Origin of the sequence: Serratia oryzae, assembly GCF_001976145.1 — a bacterium.
Taxonomy (GTDB): Bacteria; Pseudomonadota; Gammaproteobacteria; order Enterobacterales; family Enterobacteriaceae; genus Chania; species Chania oryzae.
The window spans coordinates 264,007-283,055 of sequence record NZ_MOXD01000002.1 but is presented as its reverse complement, the minus strand read 5'-3'; the positions used below and the strand labels follow the sequence as shown (position 1 = coordinate 283,055).

15 protein-coding genes and 6 tRNA genes are annotated in these 19,049 nt (G+C 54.3%); 19 read left to right on the top strand and 2 right to left on the bottom strand.

The window, feature by feature from the left end; all coding sequences use genetic code 11:
- Positions 1–287 precede the first annotated feature (287 nt).
- The 8 genes from chiC (at position 288) to BMI79_RS04460 (ending at position 4,556) form a co-directional block, all read left to right on the top strand.
- Positions 288–1,751 carry a chitinase ChiC gene (gene chiC, locus BMI79_RS04495; protein ID WP_076940812.1) on the top strand — a complete coding sequence of 488 codons (1,464 nt, stop codon included), beginning with the start codon at positions 288–290 and terminating at the stop codon, positions 1,749–1,751.
- Between the two features lie 324 nt (positions 1,752–2,075).
- The gene (asnB, locus tag BMI79_RS04490) at positions 2,076–3,740 is read left to right on the top strand and encodes an asparagine synthase B (RefSeq protein WP_076940810.1); all 1,665 of its coding nucleotides are present in this window, start codon (positions 2,076–2,078) and stop codon (positions 3,738–3,740) included.
- Between the two features lie 217 nt (positions 3,741–3,957).
- A tRNA-Met gene (locus tag BMI79_RS04485) sits at positions 3,958–4,034 on the top strand.
- Between the two features lie 7 nt (positions 4,035–4,041).
- A tRNA-Leu gene (locus BMI79_RS04480) sits at positions 4,042–4,126 on the top strand.
- Between the two features lie 29 nt (positions 4,127–4,155).
- A tRNA-Gln gene (locus BMI79_RS04475) sits at positions 4,156–4,230 on the top strand.
- 47 nt (positions 4,231–4,277) lie between these two features.
- Positions 4,278–4,352 (top strand) — tRNA-Gln (locus BMI79_RS04470).
- 36 nt (positions 4,353–4,388) lie between these two features.
- Positions 4,389–4,465, top strand: a tRNA-Met gene (locus tag BMI79_RS04465).
- Between the two features lie 16 nt (positions 4,466–4,481).
- Positions 4,482–4,556: transfer RNA gene (locus tag BMI79_RS04460), tRNA-Gln, on the top strand.
- A 91-nt stretch (positions 4,557–4,647) separates the two neighbouring features.
- On the opposite strand, the gene ubiF is transcribed toward BMI79_RS04460, so the two are convergent.
- Positions 4,648–5,829 carry a 3-demethoxyubiquinol 3-hydroxylase gene (gene ubiF, locus BMI79_RS04455; RefSeq protein ID WP_076940808.1) on the bottom strand — a complete coding sequence of 394 codons (1,182 nt, stop codon included), beginning with the start codon at positions 5,827–5,829 and terminating at the stop codon, positions 4,648–4,650.
- A gap of 197 nt (positions 5,830–6,026) precedes the next feature.
- Here ubiF and miaB point away from each other — a divergent pair, with 197 nt between their 5' ends.
- The 10 genes from miaB (at position 6,027) to BMI79_RS04405 (ending at position 15,666) form a co-directional block, all read left to right on the top strand.
- A complete protein-coding gene (gene miaB, locus BMI79_RS04450) occupies positions 6,027–7,451 on the top strand; it encodes a tRNA (N6-isopentenyl adenosine(37)-C2)-methylthiotransferase MiaB (protein ID WP_076940805.1) in 1,425 nt (474 codons plus the stop codon).
- Positions 7,452–7,536: 85 nt separating this feature from the next.
- Positions 7,537–7,872, top strand: coding sequence for a zinc ribbon domain-containing protein YjdM (locus BMI79_RS04445; RefSeq protein WP_076940803.1), 336 nt, complete (start codon positions 7,537–7,539; stop codon positions 7,870–7,872).
- A gap of 215 nt (positions 7,873–8,087) precedes the next feature.
- Positions 8,088–9,143 (top strand): PhoH family protein, encoded by a 1,056-nt coding sequence (locus tag BMI79_RS04440; RefSeq protein WP_076940801.1) that lies wholly within the window; start codon positions 8,088–8,090, stop codon positions 9,141–9,143.
- Entirely contained in the window at positions 9,140–9,613 is a 474-nt protein-coding gene (gene ybeY, locus BMI79_RS04435) for an rRNA maturation RNase YbeY (RefSeq protein ID WP_076940799.1), read from the top strand. The genes BMI79_RS04440 and ybeY overlap by 4 nt, the downstream gene beginning before the upstream one ends.
- Before the next feature lie 74 nt (positions 9,614–9,687).
- Positions 9,688–10,566 (top strand): CNNM family magnesium/cobalt transport protein CorC, encoded by an 879-nt coding sequence (corC, locus tag BMI79_RS04430; RefSeq protein ID WP_076940797.1) that lies wholly within the window; start codon positions 9,688–9,690, stop codon positions 10,564–10,566.
- A gap of 7 nt (positions 10,567–10,573) precedes the next feature.
- Positions 10,574–12,103: an apolipoprotein N-acyltransferase gene (lnt, locus tag BMI79_RS04425; RefSeq protein ID WP_076940795.1), complete on the top strand. Its 1,530-nt coding sequence runs from the start codon at positions 10,574–10,576 to the stop codon at positions 12,101–12,103.
- A 353-nt stretch (positions 12,104–12,456) separates the two neighbouring features.
- Positions 12,457–13,353 carry an amino acid ABC transporter substrate-binding protein gene (locus BMI79_RS04420; RefSeq protein WP_076940793.1) on the top strand — a complete coding sequence of 299 codons (897 nt, stop codon included), beginning with the start codon at positions 12,457–12,459 and terminating at the stop codon, positions 13,351–13,353.
- A gap of 173 nt (positions 13,354–13,526) precedes the next feature.
- Positions 13,527–14,267 (top strand): amino acid ABC transporter permease, encoded by a 741-nt coding sequence (locus tag BMI79_RS04415; RefSeq protein WP_076940791.1) that lies wholly within the window; start codon positions 13,527–13,529, stop codon positions 14,265–14,267.
- A complete protein-coding gene (gltK, locus tag BMI79_RS04410; RefSeq protein WP_076940789.1) occupies positions 14,267–14,941 on the top strand; it encodes a glutamate/aspartate ABC transporter permease GltK in 675 nt (224 codons plus the stop codon). The genes BMI79_RS04415 and gltK overlap by 1 nt, the downstream gene beginning before the upstream one ends.
- Complete coding sequence (locus BMI79_RS04405) at positions 14,941–15,666, top strand: amino acid ABC transporter ATP-binding protein (protein WP_076940787.1); 726 nt, start codon at positions 14,941–14,943, stop codon at positions 15,664–15,666. Before gltK ends, BMI79_RS04405 begins: the two co-directional genes overlap by 1 nt.
- A gap of 56 nt (positions 15,667–15,722) precedes the next feature.
- Here BMI79_RS04405 and BMI79_RS04400 read toward each other — a convergent pair whose 3' ends face one another.
- On the bottom strand, positions 15,723–16,205 hold the full coding sequence (locus BMI79_RS04400; protein WP_076940785.1) for a zinc ribbon-containing protein: 483 nt from the start codon (positions 16,203–16,205) through the stop codon (positions 15,723–15,725).
- 252 nt (positions 16,206–16,457) lie between these two features.
- On the opposite strand from BMI79_RS04400, the gene leuS reads away from it, so the two are divergent.
- On the top strand, positions 16,458–19,040 hold the full coding sequence (leuS, locus tag BMI79_RS04395) for a leucine--tRNA ligase (protein WP_076940783.1): 2,583 nt from the start codon (positions 16,458–16,460) through the stop codon (positions 19,038–19,040).
- The last annotated feature ends 9 nt before the right edge of the window (positions 19,041–19,049 follow it).

The following is a 19,049-nucleotide window of genomic DNA, read 5'->3' as shown; positions in this document are numbered from 1 at the left end:
TCGAGTTGCTTGTAGGCGGCAACTGAATGACAAATCAGTCAAAGACTGATTTGAACAGCGCTTGGCGCTGGCCCGTAGGGTGAGCCTCAAAGAGGCTCATCATCCCCAGGAGCTTACTCAAGTAAGTGACTGGGGTGAGTGACAAATCTGCGCAAGCAGATTTGAACGCTGCTTGCAGCGGCCCCGAAGGGGCGAGGCCCAATATGGGCCGAGTCACGCAGCCAACACCCAAGCAACTTGAAGTATGACGGGTATAAATCCTGTTTTCACAAATAACGAGGTTAATGATGACTGATATTCATTCTTCTATTTTAAGCCCCCTCACCGACGACGCCGCAGCTATGCCGGATATGCGCAACAAGAAAATCATGATGGGTTTTTGGCATAACTGGCAGGCAGGTAACAGCGACGGCTATCAGCAAGGCCAATTCGCCAATATGAATCTGACCGATATCCCTGAAGCATACAATGTGGTTGCCGTGGCGTTTATGAAAGGCGAAGGCATCCCCACCTTTAAGCCCTACAACCTTTCCGATGCCGAATTCCGCCGTCAGGTTGGCGTATTGAACCGCCAAGGGCGTGCGGTATTACTCTCTCTCGGCGGTGCCGATGCGCATATCGCATTAAAAACCGGCGATGAAGATAAGCTGAAGGATGAAATTATCCGCCTGGTAGAAACCTATGGTTTCGACGGCTTAGATATTGATCTGGAACAGGCGGCAATCGGTGCCGCCAATAATAAAACCGTCTTACCCATCGCACTTAAAAAAGTAAAAGATTATTACGCCGCTCAAGGTAAAAATTTCATTATTAGCATGGCGCCGGAATTCCCTTATTTACGGACCGCGGGCAGTTACCTGGATTATATTTCCGCGCTAGAGGGGTATTATGATTTTATTGCACCACAATATTATAACCAAGGGGGTGATGGCCTCTGGGTTGATGAAGCCAATGGCGGTAAAGGTGCCTGGATTACCCAGAACAATGACGCGATGAAAGAAGACTTTCTCTATTACCTGACGGAAAGCCTGGTCACCGGCACCCGTGGTTACACCAAAATCTCACCCGCTAAATTTGTTATCGGCTTGCCAAGCAACGTCGACGCAGCAGCGACCGGTTACGTGATCGATCCGCAGGCGGTCTATCGCGCGTTCAGCCGCTTGGATGCTAACAATCTGTCGATAAAAGGCTTGATGACCTGGTCCGTCAACTGGGATAACGGTAAAAGCAAAACGGGCGTGGCGTACAACGGGGAATTTGCCAAACGCTACGCCCAGTTGATTCAGGGAGGGGTGCTGCCACCGCAGCCAGAAAAACCCAGTGCCCCCACGGCGCTGACCGTTTCCGCCTTGGCGGCAACTTCGGTGCAATTGAGTTGGTCTGCCGCTACCGGCGGTAACCCTGTCGTCAGTTACACCCTTTACCGCAACGGCAATGCTGTTGGCCAGACAGGTAGCCTTAGCCTGCAAGACCGAGGGCTGACCGCTAACACCCAATACAGCTACTTTGTCACCGCGACAGACAGTAAAGGCACTCAATCATTGCCAAGCAGCACGCTGACGGTAAAAACCGCAGACGATGGTACTGCGCCACCGAATCCGGGCGTCAGCGAGTGGGAAATCAATCACGCGTATAAAGCTGGCGATCTCGTCACCTATCAAGGCAAGAAATATACCTGTATTCAAGCACACACCTCGAATGCAGCCTGGACACCGACCGCCGCCTTCACCCTGTGGCAGTTAAGTGCCTGATAGCCCTTGCGCCCATCCAACCAGAGCGTTGTTGGCGCTGAGGTAAGATCGACTCAATGGATTGCCGGAAAATTTTACCGGCAATCTATCTATTCCCATAAAAATTACACTTTCGCTAATTTTCGACGTATAAAACTGCACATCCGCTAATTTTAGCCACTCACGCACTGACTATTTCTCAGCACAACGTTAAAACGCTTGCATCTTCCTCAGGTTTTGACGCATTTTCATCACCAGAAGGCAATAAAACCGCACTATCCTTAATAAAACGGTAATGCCGTAGCCAAACATCACAGCCCAAGAAAAGTCGTTAGGAGAGTTTGTATGTGTTCTATTTTCGGTGTGCTCGATCTGAAGTCCGATCCGGTTGAACTGCGTAAAAAAGCGCTGGAACTGTCCCGCCTGATGCGCCATCGCGGCCCGGACTGGTCCGGCGTTTATGCCAGCGATAAAGCCATTCTGGCCCATGAGCGCCTGTCGATTGTCGACGTGAACAACGGTGCTCAACCGCTGTATAACGCTGCGCACACCCATATTTTGGCCGTCAACGGTGAGATTTATAACCACCAGGCGCTGCGTCAGCAGTTGGGCGATCGTTATGCATTCCAGACCGGCTCCGACTGTGAAGTGATCCTGGCGCTGTATCAGGAAAAAGGCCCGAACTTCCTCGACGAACTGCAAGGCATGTTCGCTTTTGCACTGTACGATGCAGAGAAAGATGCCTATCTGATTGGCCGCGATCATCTCGGTATCATCCCGCTGTATATGGGCCATGACGAGCATGGCAACCTGTTTGTCGCATCAGAAATGAAGGCGCTGGTGCCGGTCTGCCGCAGTATCAAAGAATTCCCGGCGGGCAGCTACCTGTGGAGTCAGGACGGAGAGATCCGTGAATACTATCAGCGTGACTGGTTCGACTTCGACAACGTCAAAGACAACGTGACCGATGCCAACGCCCTGCGTAACGCGCTGGAAGAGGCGGTGAAAAGCCATCTGATGTCCGACGTGCCTTACGGTGTGCTGCTCTCCGGCGGCCTGGACTCTTCGGTGATTTCTGCCATTACTAAGAAATATGCCGCACGCCGTGTAGAAGATGGCGAACGCAGCGAAGCCTGGTGGCCACAGTTGCACTCCTTTGCGGTCGGCCTGGAAGGTTCACCGGATCTGCGTGCCGCGCAGGAAGTGGCTAACCATCTGGGTACCGTACATCACGAAATCCACTTCACGGTACAGGAAGGGCTGGATGCGATCCGCGACGTGATTTATCACATCGAAACCTATGATGTGACCACCATTCGCGCGTCAACGCCGATGTACCTGATGTCACGTAAAATCAAGGCAATGGGGATCAAGATGGTGCTGTCTGGCGAAGGCGCTGACGAAGTATTCGGCGGTTACCTGTATTTCCATAAAGCGCCAAACGCCAAAGAATTCCATGAAGAAACCGTGCGTAAGCTGCTGGCGCTGCATATGTATGACTGTGCCCGCGCCAACAAAGCCATGTCCGCCTGGGGGGTGGAGGCCCGCGTGCCGTTCCTGGATAAAAACTTCCTCGATGTGGCCATGCGTATCAACCCGAAAGACAAAATGTGCGGCAACGGCAAAATGGAAAAACACATTATCCGCGAGTGTTTTGAATCCTACCTGCCTGCCAGCGTGGCGTGGCGCCAGAAAGAGCAGTTCTCTGACGGCGTTGGTTACAGTTGGATCGATACGCTAAAAGAAGTGGCTGCCCAGCAGGTAAGCGATCAACAGCTCGAAACCGCCCGTTTCCGTTTCCCGTACAACACGCCAACCTCAAAAGAAGGCTACCTGTACCGCGAGATTTTTGAAGAGCTGTTCCCACTGCCAAGCGCGGCTGAATGTGTTCCTGGCGGCCCTTCTGTGGCCTGTTCATCAGCTAAGGCCATTGAATGGGATGAGTCTTTCAAAAAGATGGACGATCCCTCTGGCCGTGCCGTTGGCGTTCACCAGTCGGCCTATCAGTAACGTTCTGCGTTTTTTCTCTCGGCGGGCCTCAGGCCCGCCTTTTTGTTGCTGTTTTCATGCGGTAATTGCCTTAATTGACGTTTTTATCGGCAACCTGTTCACAACCCAGACAAACGACACCTTCAGGCGCTTTTTCGGGAAAAAACTTGTTGACGCAAAACGGCCATATACGCATAATGCGCCCCGCAACGCCGATGAAGGTTGCGCGAAAAAAGATGGCTACGTAGCTCAGTTGGTTAGAGCACATCACTCATAATGATGGGGTCACAGGTTCGAATCCCGTCGTAGCCACCATCTTTTTGCGGGAGTGGCGAAATTGGTAGACGCACTAGATTTAGGTTCTAGCGCCGCAAGGTGTGCGAGTTCAAGTCTCGCCTCCCGCACCATTTTCTTTCATCGCGTGTTTAACAGCAGGTGGGGTATCGCCAAGCGGTAAGGCACCGGTTTTTGATACCGGCATTCCCTGGTTCGAATCCAGGTACCCCAGCCATCTTTTTCAGGATGGGGCGCTGTGAAGTAAAAAGTTGATTGTGTTATTGGGGTATCGCCAAGCGGTAAGGCACCGGTTTTTGATACCGGCATTCCCTGGTTCGAATCCAGGTACCCCAGCCATTCAACACTGTTGACCAGTAACATGAACAGTGAAACGGCTACGTAGCTCAGTTGGTTAGAGCACATCACTCATAATGATGGGGTCACAGGTTCAAATCCCGTCGTAGCCACCATGCTGTATGCACCATTTGGGGTGTCGCCAAGCGGTAAGGCTCTGGTTTCTGATACCAGCATACCCAGGTTCGAATCCTGGCACCCCAGCCAAATTCAGAAGAGCTCGCTTATGCGGGCTTTTTGCTTTTCTGCACGGCCATGCGCGGCTGGCCCAGTCATGCCGGGCCTCACCGAGAAAAAATCACAACCCTAACGCATACTTCAATGCATGTTCTTTCAGCTTGCCCGCCCGCTGCGCCACCATCAGCGCCAGATTGCGTGCCACGCTCAACGGGGCCAGATTATTGCTGAAAGCGGTATAGAACAGATCCATACCGCTTTGCATCAGCAGGTTATCGGTACGCCGACGGCGCTGATAGCGCAGCAATACCGCTTCGCTGGCCCAATCTTCCCCCAGCTCACGAGCAGCGCTGATCACATCCAATAAGGCATCCACATCCCGGTATCCCAGATTAACGCCCTGCCCGGCCAACGGATTGATGGTATGAGCAGCATCACCCAGCAACACCAAACCAGGTTGTACATAGCGCTGCGCATGACTGCGCACCAGAGGGAAAGATCCTGCCGCATGCACTTTCACCGTGCCTAACCGCGCCGGGAAAGCCGCCGCGATCTCACGCTCGAGCTGCGCCAACGGCAAAGCCTGTAATTGGCGGATACGCTGTGGGCTGTCGTACCACACCAGCGAAGCCCATTGGTCATATAAGGGTAAGAAAGCGCGTGGCCCAGAGGGGAAAAACTGCTGCCAGGTCACATCCTGCTGCGGCGCGCCGGTTTCTACGGTGATCAACATGCAGGACTGACGATATTGCCAACCGCTGGTGCCAATCGCGGCCAGTTTGCGCACCTGCGAGTGCGCCCCGTCCGCCCCTATCACCAAACGCGCCTGTAGGGTCTCAGACGAGCTTAACGTCACAAGCCAGTGGTCTTCAGTGCGCTGCATCGATTGCAGCTTGGCAGGGCAATGGAGCGTTAAATTCTCGCACCGTTCCAACTGCTGCCACAGCGCCAGCTGCAGAATACGATTTTCAACCATGAATCCCAGCTCAGGCAGCCCCAGCGATGCCGCATCAAACGCCACCCGTGAGGTTTCCCACTCCCAGGTCTCCAGGCGGCGATAGGGGGCCAAGCGCATCTTTTCCACCGCCTGCCAGGCACCCAGCTGTTTCAATAAGCCCACAGACGTGCAGCCGATAGCAGAAATCCGCAGATCTGGCGGGGTTTGCCCGTCAAACGCTTCCGGAGCCTGATGCTCCAGCAGCGCCACAGACAACCCGGCCTGCGCCAACCCCAAGGCCGCCGCTGCACCAACCATACCGCCGCCAACCACCACGGCATCCACCCGTTTTTGAGAAGTCTTCATTTTGGCTATACTTTTCACTTGATTAAGTGCCGCCCGACCGGTTACGGCATTTTCAGCCAGTGTAACCAATTTTTAATTGGGTTGCAGATCGCATGCGGTCTTCGCTCCGCTGGTCACACCGCCATCAAATGATTACAATACCGCTCCTGCATGGCGCTTAACGCATTTTTCTCTTCGCACTGAGTAATGGCAAATCAATGATGAAAAAACTGCATATCAAAACCTGGGGCTGCCAGATGAATGAGTACGACTCATCCAAGATGGCCGATCTACTGGGAAGCACGCACGGTTACGAATGGACTGATAACGTTGAAGAAGCGGACGTGTTGCTGCTGAATACCTGCTCGATCCGCGAAAAAGCGCAGGAAAAAGTTTTCGGTATGCTGGGCCGCTGGAAGCTGCTTAAAGAAAAAAATCCAGAGTTGATCATCGGCGTAGGCGGCTGTGTGGCTTCACAGGAAGGTGAACATATTCGCAACCGGGCGCCTTGCGTTGACATCATTTTTGGCCCGCAGACGCTACACCGCCTGCCAGAGATGATCAACCACGTCAAAGGGACTCGTAGCCCAATTGTGGATATCAGCTTCCCTGAAATCGAGAAATTTGACCGCCTGCCAGAACCGCGTGCCGAAGGGCCTACCGCCTTTGTCTCGATTATGGAAGGCTGTAACAAGTATTGTACTTTCTGCGTGGTGCCTTATACCCGCGGTGAGGAAGTCAGCCGCCCGAGCGACGACGTGCTGTTTGAGATCGCCCAGTTGGCCGCTCAGGGCGTGCGCGAAGTGAACCTGCTGGGCCAGAACGTTAACGCCTACCGTGGCGCAACCTATGATGGCGGGATCTGTTCCTTTGCCGAACTGCTGCGCCTGGTGGCGGCGATCGACGGTATTGACCGCATCCGCTTCACCACCAGCCACCCGATCGAATTCACCGATGATATTATTGCGGTGTATGAAGACACACCGGAACTGGTGAGCTTCCTGCATCTTCCGGTGCAGAGCGGTTCAGATCGCATTCTTGCCATGATGAAACGTTCGCATACCGCGCTGGAATACAAAGCGATTATTCGCAAACTGCGCAAAGTGCGCCCCAATATTCAGATCAGTTCCGACTTTATCATCGGCTTCCCTGGCGAAACCCGGGAAGATTTTGAACAGACCATGAACCTGATCGCCGAAGTGAAATTCGACAACAGCTTCAGCTTTGTCTATTCACCGCGCCCTGGCACGCCAGCAGCCGATCTGCCAGACGATACCAGCGAAGAAGAGAAAAAACAGCGGCTGTATATCCTGCAGGAACGTATTCAACAGCAGGTATTGCAATTCAGCCGCCGCATGGTGGGCACCGTACAACGTATTCTGGTAGAAGGCACATCGCGTAAGAGCGTGATGCAGTTGGCTGGCCGTACCGAGTGCAACCGCACGGTCAATTTCGAAGGCTCACCAGAAATGATTGGCCAGTTTGTTGATGTCGAAATTACCGGGGTGCATGCTAATTCACTGCACGGCACCGTGGTGCGCACCGAGCAGCAGATGGACCTGCGCGTGCATGAATCCCCTGGAGCGGTGATTGCACGAACGCGTAAGGAAAATGAACTGGGTGTCGGTACTTACCAGCCTTGATCGGCTTTAATGGCATAACCCGTTTTCTCTGCCGGGCTGTTTTTGCCCGGCGTTTTTTTATTTTTGATGATGAGGCAACATAACAATGCAACTCCCACACTGCCCGAAGTGCAACTCCGAATACACCTATCAGGACAACGATATGTTTATCTGCCCTGAATGTGCCCACGAGTGGAGCGATAGCGCCACGGCAGAAGAGGCTGACGCCCTGATCGTGAAAGACGCCAACGGCAATCTGTTGGCCGATGGCGATGCGGTGACCGTGATCAAGGATCTGAAAGTCAAAGGCAGCTCTTCCATGCTGAAAATCGGCACCAAGGTGAAAAACATCCGTCTGGTGGAAGGCGATCACAATATCGATTGCAAAATCGATGGCTTTGGCCCGATGAAGCTGAAATCCGAGTTTGTGAAAAAGAACTGATCCTTCCCGGTTTCAAGGGCCAAATTAATTGGCCCCCAACGCTTCCCCCCCTTGAATTCTCCTCCCGGCGCACAGATAGATCTGGCTGGACTTGCGCCCGCGCTGCGCACCATGAATAATTCAAGAAAGAGAGTTCGGGGTTTGTCCTGAACGCGTGCGTTAAAAACGCAGTTACGTGACATCAACCAGGCCCGGTGTGAGCCTTGAGGAATAGTTTGAACGTCGCAACACAAGAAATCCTGTTAGAGCCCGCAGACAACCAACGCTTGTTGAGCCTGTGCGGCCCGTTTGATGACAACATCAAACAGCTCGAGCGCCGATTAGGGATCGAAATCAATCGCCGTGACAACCGTTTCAAGCTGGTCGGTAAACAGCTGTGCGTGGTTGCCGCCGCCGATATTCTGCGCCACCTGTATGTGGATACCGCCCCGATTCGCGGCGTGATCCCGGATATCGACCCAGAGCAGATCCATCTGGCGATCAAAGAGAGCCGGGTGTTGGAGCAGGTTGCCGACAGCGTGCCGGATTACGGCAAAGCGGTGACCATCAAAACCAAGCGTGGCATGGTGAAGCCGCGTACGCCCAATCAGGCGCAGTACGTCGCCAATATTTTCGCACACGACATCACCTTCGGCATTGGCCCTGCGGGCACCGGTAAAACCTATCTGGCGGTCGCCGCAGCGGTTGATGCGCTGGAGCGCCAGGAAATCCGCCGTATTCTCCTGACCCGCCCAGCGGTTGAGGCCGGAGAGAAACTCGGCTTCCTGCCGGGGGATCTGAGCCAAAAGGTCGACCCGTATCTGCGCCCGCTGTATGACGCCCTGTTTGAAATGCTGGGCTTTGAGCGCGTGGAAAAGCTGATCGAACGTAACGTGATCGAAGTTGCCCCTTTGGCCTACATGCGCGGCCGCACCCTGAATGACGCCTTTATCATCCTGGACGAAAGCCAGAACACCACCATCGAGCAGATGAAGATGTTTCTGACGCGCATCGGTTTCAACTCAAAAGCGGTGATTACCGGTGATGTCACGCAGATCGACCTGCCACGCAACCAGAAATCCGGCCTGCGCCACGCGGTGGAAGTGTTGTCTGAAGTGGAAGAGATCAGCTTCAACTTCTTCCACAGTGAAGACGTGGTGCGCCACCCGGTGGTCGCCCGCGTGGTGATTGCCTATGAAGCCTGGGAAGCGGCCGAGCAGAAACGCAAAGACGCTATCGCCGAACAACGTCAACGCGAGGCGCACACTGCCTCTGAGCAGGAGGCCCCATGAGCCAGGTGATCCTGGATTTACAAATCGCCTGTGCCGACAGCCAGGGGTTGCCGGACGAAGCCACCTTCCAGCGCTGGCTGGAAGGCGTGCTGCCGCAGTTTCAGGAAGTGGCCGAAGTGACTATCCGCCTGGTGGATGAAGCGGAAAGCAACGAACTGAATCTGACCTATCGCGGTAAAGATAAACCCACCAACGTGCTGTCATTCCCGTTCGAAGCCCCACCGGGAATCGAGCTGCCGCTGTTGGGCGATCTGATCATTTGCCGCCAGGTGGTTGAACAGGAAGCGGTTGAGCAACAGAAGGCGCTGGAAGCACACTGGGCGCATATGGTTGTTCACGGCAGCCTTCATCTGCTAGGGTATGACCATATTGAAGACGATGAAGCCGAAGAAATGGAGTCTCTGGAAACCGAGATCATGCAGGATATGGGTTATCCGGACCCTTATCTGGCGGAAAAAGACCCCAACTGATGTTAGCATCAGCCCCATCTGGCGCTGATGCTGGCCACCTTAACTCTGACATGAGTGATATTAACTAGAACGCCATGAGCGACGACCATTCACAAAACAACGACAGCCCCAGTCCCAAGAAGGGGTTCTTTACTCTTATCCTTAACCAGTTATTCCACGGCGAACCTAAAAACCGTGGCGATCTGGTAGAGCTGATCCGTGATTCCGAACAAAACGATCTGATCGATCCCGATACCCGCGACATGCTGGAAGGCGTGATGGATATCGCCGAGCAGCGCGTGCGCGATATCATGATCCCGCGCTCCCAGATGGTGACGCTCAAGCGTAACCAACGGCTCGAAGAGTGCCTGGACGTGATCATCGAATCCGCCCACTCACGCTTTCCGGTGATCAGCGAAGACAAAGATCACATTGAAGGCATTCTGATGGCTAAGGATCTGCTGCCGTTTATGCGCGCCGATTCCGAGCCTTTCAGCATCGACAAAGTGCTGCGCCCCGCGATAGTGGTGCCGGAAAGCAAGCGGGTTGACCGGATGCTGAAGGAGTTCCGCTCCCAGCGTTATCACATGGCGATCGTCATTGACGAATTCGGCGGTGTGTCTGGCCTGGTGACAATTGAAGACATCCTGGAGCTGATTGTCGGCGAAATCGAAGACGAATATGACGATGAAGAAGATCGTGATGTCCGCCAGCTCAGCCGCCATATGTTCACCGTGCGCGCGCTGGCACCGATCGAAGACTTCAACGAGATTTTCGGTACCCATTTCAGCGATGATGAAGTCGACACCATCGGCGGCCTGGTGATGCAAGCCTTCGGCCACTTGCCTGCTCGCGGGGAAACCATCGAAATCGAAGGCTACCAGTTTAAGGTGGCGATGGCTGACAGTCGGCGCATCATCCAGGTGCATGTCAAAATTCCGGACGATTCTCCGCAACCGAAACTGGAAGAATAAATCACACATGGCTAAAGCCTTCTTACTTGAACGCCAGCGGGTTCGCGCCCTGCTGGCGCTATTGTCCGGTGCCAGCGGCACGCTGGCCTTCTCCCCTTACGATTTCTGGCCTGCGGCCATTATTTCACTGTTCGGCCTGTTGGCCGTGACGCTCAACCGCACCACCCGCCAATCCGCCCTGCTCGGTTTCTGCTGGGGATTAGGGCTGTTCGGCACCGGTGTGAACTGGGTTTACGTCAGCATTGCCGATTTCGGCGGCATGCCGTTTGCCATCAATATCTTCCTGGTTGCGCTGCTGGCGGCCTATCTTGCGCTGTATACCGGGTTGTTTGCCGGGCTGCTAACGCGCATCTGGCCACGCACCACCTGGTGGCGGCTGGCGATTGCCGCACCGGCGCTGTGGCAACTGACGGAATTCCTGCGTGGTTGGGTGCTCACCGGTTTCCCTTGGCTGCAATTTGGTTACAGCCAGATCGACGGCCCGCTGAAAGGCATTGCGCCATTGTTGGGCGTTGACGCGATCACGCTGATCCTGATGTCCCTCAGCGGCCTGCTGGTTTTTGCCCTTAATCAACGCCGTCTCGCCCCGGCGCTCATTGCGATCGCCATGCTGTTGCTGCCTTGGCCGCTGCGCCAACTGCACTGGTTTACTCCACTGCCGGAAAAAACGGTGAATGTCGCCATGGTGCAGGGCAATATCGCACAATCGATGAAGTGGGATCCCAAGTCACTGGTCAGTACGCTGCAAACCTACCTGGATGAGAGCCGGCCATTTATGGGTAAAGCGCCGATCATCATCTGGCCGGAGTCCGCCATTCCAGACGTGGAGAGCAACCAGAACGGTTTTCTCACCATGATGGATGACCTGATGCGCGCCAAAAACAGCAGCCTGGTTACCGGGATCGTCGACGCCCGCGCCACGGCACAGGGCACCCAGTTCTTCAACAGCGTGATCGTCTTGGGGGAAGAAACGCCGTACAGCTACCCGGCAGCTAATCGCTACAACAAGCACCATCTGGTGCCGTTCGGTGAATTCGTGCCGTTGGAAACGCTGTTACGCCCACTAGCCCCGTTGTTCGACCTGCCGATGTCTTCCTTCAGCCGTGGCGATTACGTGCAGCCACAGTTGAACGTACGCGGCTTCAACCTGACGGCGGCTATCTGCTATGAAATCGTGCTGGGCCAGCAGGTACGCGATAATTTCCGGCCAGATACCCACTTCCTGCTGACGGTCTCCAATGATGCCTGGTTCGGCCACTCCATCGGCCCCTGGCAGCATTTCCAGATGGCGCGCATGCGTGCGCTGGAATTGGGCCGCCCTCTGCTGCGCAGCACCAATAATGGTATTACCGCAGTAGTCGGCCCAATGGGCGAAGTGCAGGCGTCGATCCCGCAGTTCACCCGCAAAGTGCTGGCGGCGGAAGTCACCCCAACCACTGGCGTTACGCCGTATGCGCGCTTTGGTTCCGCCCCGGTTTGGCTTATCACCCTGCTGCTGAGCAGCATGGCGCTGATCGCTCGATTACGGCGTAAGTAGTTGCTTTTCAGGGCGCTAATGCGCCCTGCTTCATTTCTCCCTCCTACTTCTGGCACGCTCCTTGCTTTAATTCCTCGGTAACAGGTAATGATTGATTTTTACTGATATCGTGCGGCACCCAATGCACAGCGCCAGAGCATAATATGCACCCGCAAAGTGCAATGGCCGTTTATTGCATCCATTTGGTGCGCGTGATGTCGCAAAAAATGAAACAAATTAGTTTCATACTGTTCACAATCGGCTATTTTCTATCGGCAATCCGTCTAAGAGTCTCTATAACACAAGTCGGTAATAGCCGTTTTCACCCGATGCTCGCTAAGCTCGGGCAATCACAACATCAGAGGAGTTGGACCATGCAAATGCGTAAATTGGCGTTATCGCTACTACTTATCGGTATGTCTTGTAGCGTAGCCCATGCGGAAGAACTGACCGGTACGCTGAAGAAAATCAAAGACAACGGTGTGATTGTTGTCGGCCACCGTGAATCCTCAGTGCCATTCTCCTATTACGACAACCAGCAAAAAGTGGTGGGCTATTCCCAGGATTATTCCAACCAAATCGTTGAAGCCGTTAAGAAAAAATTGGATGCGCCAAATCTGCAGGTGAAAATGCTGCCGATTACCTCGCAAAACCGCATTCCACTGCTGCAGAACGGCACCTTCGATTTTGAGTGTGGTTCCACCACCAACAACCTTGAGCGCCAACAGCAGGCTGCGTTCTCGAATACCATCTTCGTCGTCGGTACCCGCCTGCTGGCGAAGAAAGGCTCCGATATCAAAGATTTCAAAGACCTGGCAGGTAAACCGGTTGTGGTAACTTCAGGCACCACCTCTGAAGTGCTGCTTAACAAGCTGAACGACAAAGATCAGATGAAGATGCGCATCATCAGCGCCAAAGACCATGGTGACTCTTTCCGTACTCTGGAAAGCGGCCGTGCCGTAGCCTTTATGATGGATGATGCGCTGCTGGCGGGCGAGCGGGCGAAAGCCAAGAAACCCGATCAGTGGGAAATCGTCGGCACTCCGCAATCCAAAGAGGCCTATGGCTGCATGATGCGTAAAGACGATGCCCAATTCAAAAAACTGGTTGACGATACCATCGCTCAAGCGCAGACCTCTGGTGAAGCCGTCAAATGGTTTGATGTCTGGTTCAAGCAACCGATCCCACCAAAAAATCTCAACATGAACTTCGAACTGTCTGACGACATGAAGCAATTGTTCAAAGAGCCTAACGACAAAGCACTGAACTAATAAAAGATAAAGCCGGAACAACCGGTTTTGTTGATGGCTGATTATGGGCAACAGGTATGCGGGGGGCCGTTCCCCTCCCGCATACCCCCTTCAACCAGGGCATTGCGTGCGCTGCCGCTGCCGAATCGTCATCAAGCTTTAAGGTGCTCTGCACCTGCTTAACGGAGTTTGTTATGTCAATAGATTGGAACTGGGGTATCTTCCTGCAGCAGGCCCCGTTTGGGAATACCACTTACCTTGGCTGGATTTGGTCCGGCTTTCAGGTCACGGTCGCCCTCTCCGTCTGTGCATGGGTGATCGCTTTCTTTGTCGGTTCACTGTTCGGCATCTTGCGGACCGTGCCAAACCGTTTTCTCTCAACGCTGGGAACTTGCTACGTCGAGCTGTTCCGTAACGTGCCGCTGATCGTACAGTTCTTCACCTGGTATCTGGTGATGCCGGAACTGCTGCCTGCCGATCTTGGCATGTGGTTTAAAACCGAACTGGACCCTAACATTCAGTTCTTCGTCTCTTCCATGCTGTGCCTTGGGCTGTTCACCGCGGCCCGCGTCTGCGAACAGGTGCGCGCCGGGATCCAATCCCTGCCACGCGGCCAACGCGCCGCCGGGCTAGCCATGGGCCTGACGTTGCCACAAACCTATCGTTACGTACTGTTACCGAATGCCTATCGGGTGATTGTGCCACCGATGACTTCGGAGATGCTCAACCTGGTGAAAAACTCTGCCATCGCCTCTACCATCGGCCTGGTGGATATGGCCGCCCAGGCCGGTAAACTGCTCGATTACTCCGCGCATGCTTATGAATCCTTTACTGCCATCACCCTCGCGTATATCGGTATTAACGCCGTAATTATGCTGCTGATGCGTATCGTCGAGAAGAAAGTGCAGTTACCCGGCAATATGGGGAGTAAATAATGTACGAATTTGATTGGGGATCCATTGTCCCGAGCTTCCCGTATCTGCTGCAAGGGTTAATGGTTACGCTGAAGATTACCCTGACGGCCATCGTCTTTGGCATCATCTGGGGAACTATTCTGGCGGTCATGCGCCTGTCACCGATCAAACCAATCAGTTGGTTTGCGGCGCTGTATGTCAACCTGTTCCGCTCCGTTCCGCTGGTGATGGTGCTTCTGTGGTTCTATCTGGTGGTGCCAAGCCTGTTGCAACAGGTGCTGGGGCTGTCACCGAAAACCGATATTCGTCTGATCTCGGCCATGGTGGCCTTCTCCCTGTTTGAGGCCGCCTATTACTCGGAGATTATCCGCGCCGGTATTGAGAGCGTGTCACGCGGCCAATCTTCTGCAGCGCTAGCGCTGGGGATGACGAACTGGCAGTCCATGCGGCTGGTGATCCTGCCGCAGGCGTTCCGCGCCATGGTGCCGCTGCTGTTGACCCAGGGGATCGTTTTGTTCCAGGATACCTCGCTGGTTTACGTGCTGAGCCTGGCAGATTTCTTCCGTACTGCCTCCACCATCGGCGAGCGCGACGGCACGCAGGTTGAAATGATCCTGTTTGCGGGTCTTGTCTATTTTGTTATCAGTATCGCCGCATCGGCGCTGGTAAGCTATTTGAAGAAAAGGACTGTTTGATGATATCCCTGAAAAATGTTTCTAAGTGGTACGGTCACTTTCAGGTTCTGACCGATTGCAGCACTGAAGTCAAAAAAGGCGAAGTGGTGGTGGTCTGCGGTCCTTCAGGCTCAGGCAAGTCTACCCTGATTAAAACGGTCAACGGGCTGGAACCCATCCAGAAAGGCGATATTCTGGTAAACGGCACGCAGGTTAACAACAAGAGTACCAATCTGGCGCAGCTACGCTCCAAAGTTGGCATGGTGTTCCAGCATTTTGAGCTGTTCCCGCACCTGTCGATCATTGAAAACCTAACGTTAGCACAGATCAAAGTGCTCAAACGCGACAAGGAAGCCTCACGCGAGAAAGGGTTGAAATTGCTTGAGCGCGTCGGCCTTTCCGCACATGCCAACAAGTTCCCCGGTCAGTTGTCCGGCGGCCAGCAGCAGCGTGTCGCGATCGCCCGTGCGTTATGTATGGACCCGATCGCCATGCTGTTCGATGAACCTACTTCCGCCCTCGACCCGGAAATGATCAACGAAGTGCTGGACGTGATGGTGAAGCTGGCGCAAGAAGGGATGACCATGATGGTAGTGACGCACGAAATGGGCTTTGCCCGCAAGGTGGCTCATCGGGTGATCTTTATGGATGAAGGGAAGATCGTTGAAGATCGTAATAAAGACGATTTCTTCAACAATCCACAGTCCGATCGCGCTAAAGACTTTCTGGCCAAAATTCTTCATTAAGGCTTCTGATGCGCCCCGCTATGGGGCGCATCCATCATGCTGACAGGTTGCCGATCTTAAGGCTCAAACGGCCGACGCTGAAACTGATCGTGGCCGCATTTCGGGCACAGCGGCAGCACTTCTGGCGTATAGAATGCCAAATGGTGGTGGCATTGCTCACACACCAGATTCCCCAGCCCTACCACTTCGCCACTGTGATACACGCCGTGGTGGCTGACGTCTTTGAAAACCTCACGCCATTCCAACTGGGTTTTATCGGTGATATCCGCCAGCTCCTGCCACAGGCTTTCTTTAATCACCCGCATAAATACGCTGTCGGTGAGATCATCCTGGCTCTCTTTATAGCTACGGGCAAACTCTTCCAGATCGCGGCGCACGGCTTGAGTAACCTGTTCCACCTCGGTACGAGTTAACTCCCCCACTTCGTCCAAACGTTTCTCGGCGCTGGCAACCAGCTCGTCGATATCACGCTCGCCGTTCTTCAAACGTTCCGTCAGAGATGCCACCAATTCGCGGTAATACTGAGCAACCTTGTTCATACTTTCTCCTCGATGAACTGCCGTGACCGGACTTATCCTTTCATTTTAGCCTTAAAACCCTGATGACACTCGATAAGTGTGGAAGATTGACCGGCGGTGGATCACATCATGGCGATGTTTTTTTTAAATACGCCGCGTCGGGGCGCTTGGTGTTGTTGCCGGGAGGTCTTATCAGCTATGCTATGCGGATCTAAGTACTCAACAGAATGCTACGGATGTAGCTGTTTCACACCTACAGGACCACCGGCCGCCATGCAAGAGCAATACCGCCCCGAAGAGATAGAATCGAACGTACAGCTTCACTGGCAAGAGAAGCAAACTTTCAAGGTTACCGAAGATGCGAGCAAGGAAAAGTATTACTGCCTTTCCATGCTGCCATATCCTTCTGGTCGCCTACACATGGGCCATGTTCGTAACTACACCATTGGCGACGTGATCTCCCGCTACCAACGCATGTTGGGCAAAAACGTGCTGCAGCCGATCGGCTGGGACGCGTTCGGCCTGCCGGCAGAAGGCGCGGCGGTGAAAAACAACACCGCACCGGCACCGTGGACCTACGACAACATCGAATATATGAAGAACCAGCTGAAATTGCTGGGCTTCGGCTATGACTGGGATCGCGAGATCGCCACCTGCAAACCAGACTACTACCGCTGGGAACAATGGTTCTTCACCAAGCTTTACGAAAAAGGCCTGGTTTACAAGAAGACCTCTGCGGTGAACTGGTGCCCGCACGATCTGACCGTGCTGGCCAACGAACAGGTGATCGACGGCTGCTGCTGGCGCTGCGATACCAAAGTTGAACGCAAAGAGATCCCACAGTGGTTTATTAAAATCACCGCTTACGCCGATCAGTTGCTGAACGATCTGGATACGCTTGAAAGCTGGCCAGAGCAGGTGAAAACCATGCAGCGTAACTGGATTGGCCGTTCCGAAGGCGTAGAGATCACCTTCAGCGTGGCCAACAGCGACGAGCAAGTCACCGTCTACACCACCCGCCCGGATACCTTTATGGGGGCCACCTATGTGGCGGTGGCGGCCGGTCACCCGCTGGCACAGCTTGGTGCAGTGAACAACCCGGCGCTGGTTGAATTTATCGATGAATGCCGTAATACCAAGGTCGCCGAAGCTGAAATGGCCACCATGGAGAAGAAAGGCATGGCCACCGGCCTGTTTGCCATTCACCCACTGAGCGGTGAAAAGCTGCCGATCTGGGTTGCCAACTTCGTACTGATGGAATACGGCACCGGTGCCGTAATGGCAGTGCCTGCTCACGATCAGCGTGACTGGGAATTCGCCACCAAGTATGGCCTGCAGATCAAGCCGGTAATCCTGAATCTGGATGGCAGCCAGCCAGACATCAGCATTGAAGCCATGACCGAAAAAGGCGTGCTGTTTAACTCTGGCGAATTCGACGGCCTGGAGCATGAAGCGGGCTTCAATGCCATTGCGGATAAACTGGTTGCCCTGGGCGTTGGTCAACGCAAAGTCAACTACCGTCTGCGCGACTGGGGGGTTTCCCGCCAGCGTTACTGGGGCGCACCGATCCCGATGGTGACGCTGGAAGACGGCACCGTGATGCCAACGCCAGAAGACCAACTGCCGGTGATCCTGCCGGAAGATGTGGTGATGGACGGCATCACCAGCCCGATCAAAGCCGACCCTGAGTGGGCTAAAACCACCGTTAACGGCCAGCCAGCGCTGCGCGAGACCGACACCTTCGATACCTTTATGGAGTCGTCCTGGTACTACGCGCGCTATACCTGCCCGCAGTACGACGAAGGCATGCTGGATCCGGCTGCGGCCAACTACTGGCTGCCGGTCGATCAGTACATCGGCGGGATCGAACACGCGATCATGCACCTGATGTATTTCCGCTTCTTCCACAAGTTGATGCGTGATGCTGGCCTGGTGAATTCGGATGAACCCGCCAAACGCCTGCTGTGCCAAGGCATGGTCTTGGCTGATGCCTTCTACTACACCGGCAGCAACGGCGAGCGAATCTGGGTTTCTCCGGCGGATGCCATCGTTGAGCGCGACGAGAAAGGCCGCATCGTCAAAGCCACCGATCCTGATGGCCATGAACTGGTCTATGCTGGCATGAGCAAAATGTCGAAGTCGAAGAACAACGGCATCGACCCACAGTTGATGGTGGAAAAATACGGCGCGGATACCGTTCGTCTGTTCATGATGTTTGCCTCACCGGCAGAAATGACGCTGGAATGGCAGGAGTCCGGGGTTGAAGGAGCGAACCGCTTCCTGAAACGTGTCTGGAAACTGGCTTACGATCACGTAGAAAAAGGTGCCGTTCAGCCGCTGAACGTGGCTGAGTTGAATGCAGATCAAAAAGCGCTGCGCCGCGACGTGCACAAAACTATCGCCAAAGTGACCGACGATATCGGCCGCCGTCAAACCTTCAACACCGCGATCGCCGCCGTGATGGAGCTGATGAACAAACTGGGCCGTGCGCCACAGGAAACCGATCAGGATCGCGCTCTGCTGCAGGAGGCCTTGCTGGCGGTGGTTCGCATGCTGTATCCATTCACTCCGCACGTCTGTTTCACTCTGTGGCAGGCGCTGAACGGCGAAGGCGATGTGGATACCGCCGCCTGGCCAGTGGCCGATGAGGCTGCCATGGTGGAAGACTCCAAGCTGGTGGTAGTCCAGGTCAACGGTAAAGTTCGCGCTAAAATCACCGTGGCCGCCGATGCAACCGAAGAGCAAGTGCGTGAACGTGCCGCTGAAGAACATCTGGTGGCCAAATATCTGGAGGGGGTCACGGTACGTAAAGTGGTCTATGTTCCGGGCAAATTGCTTAACCTGGTTGTGGGTTAACACAAGGAG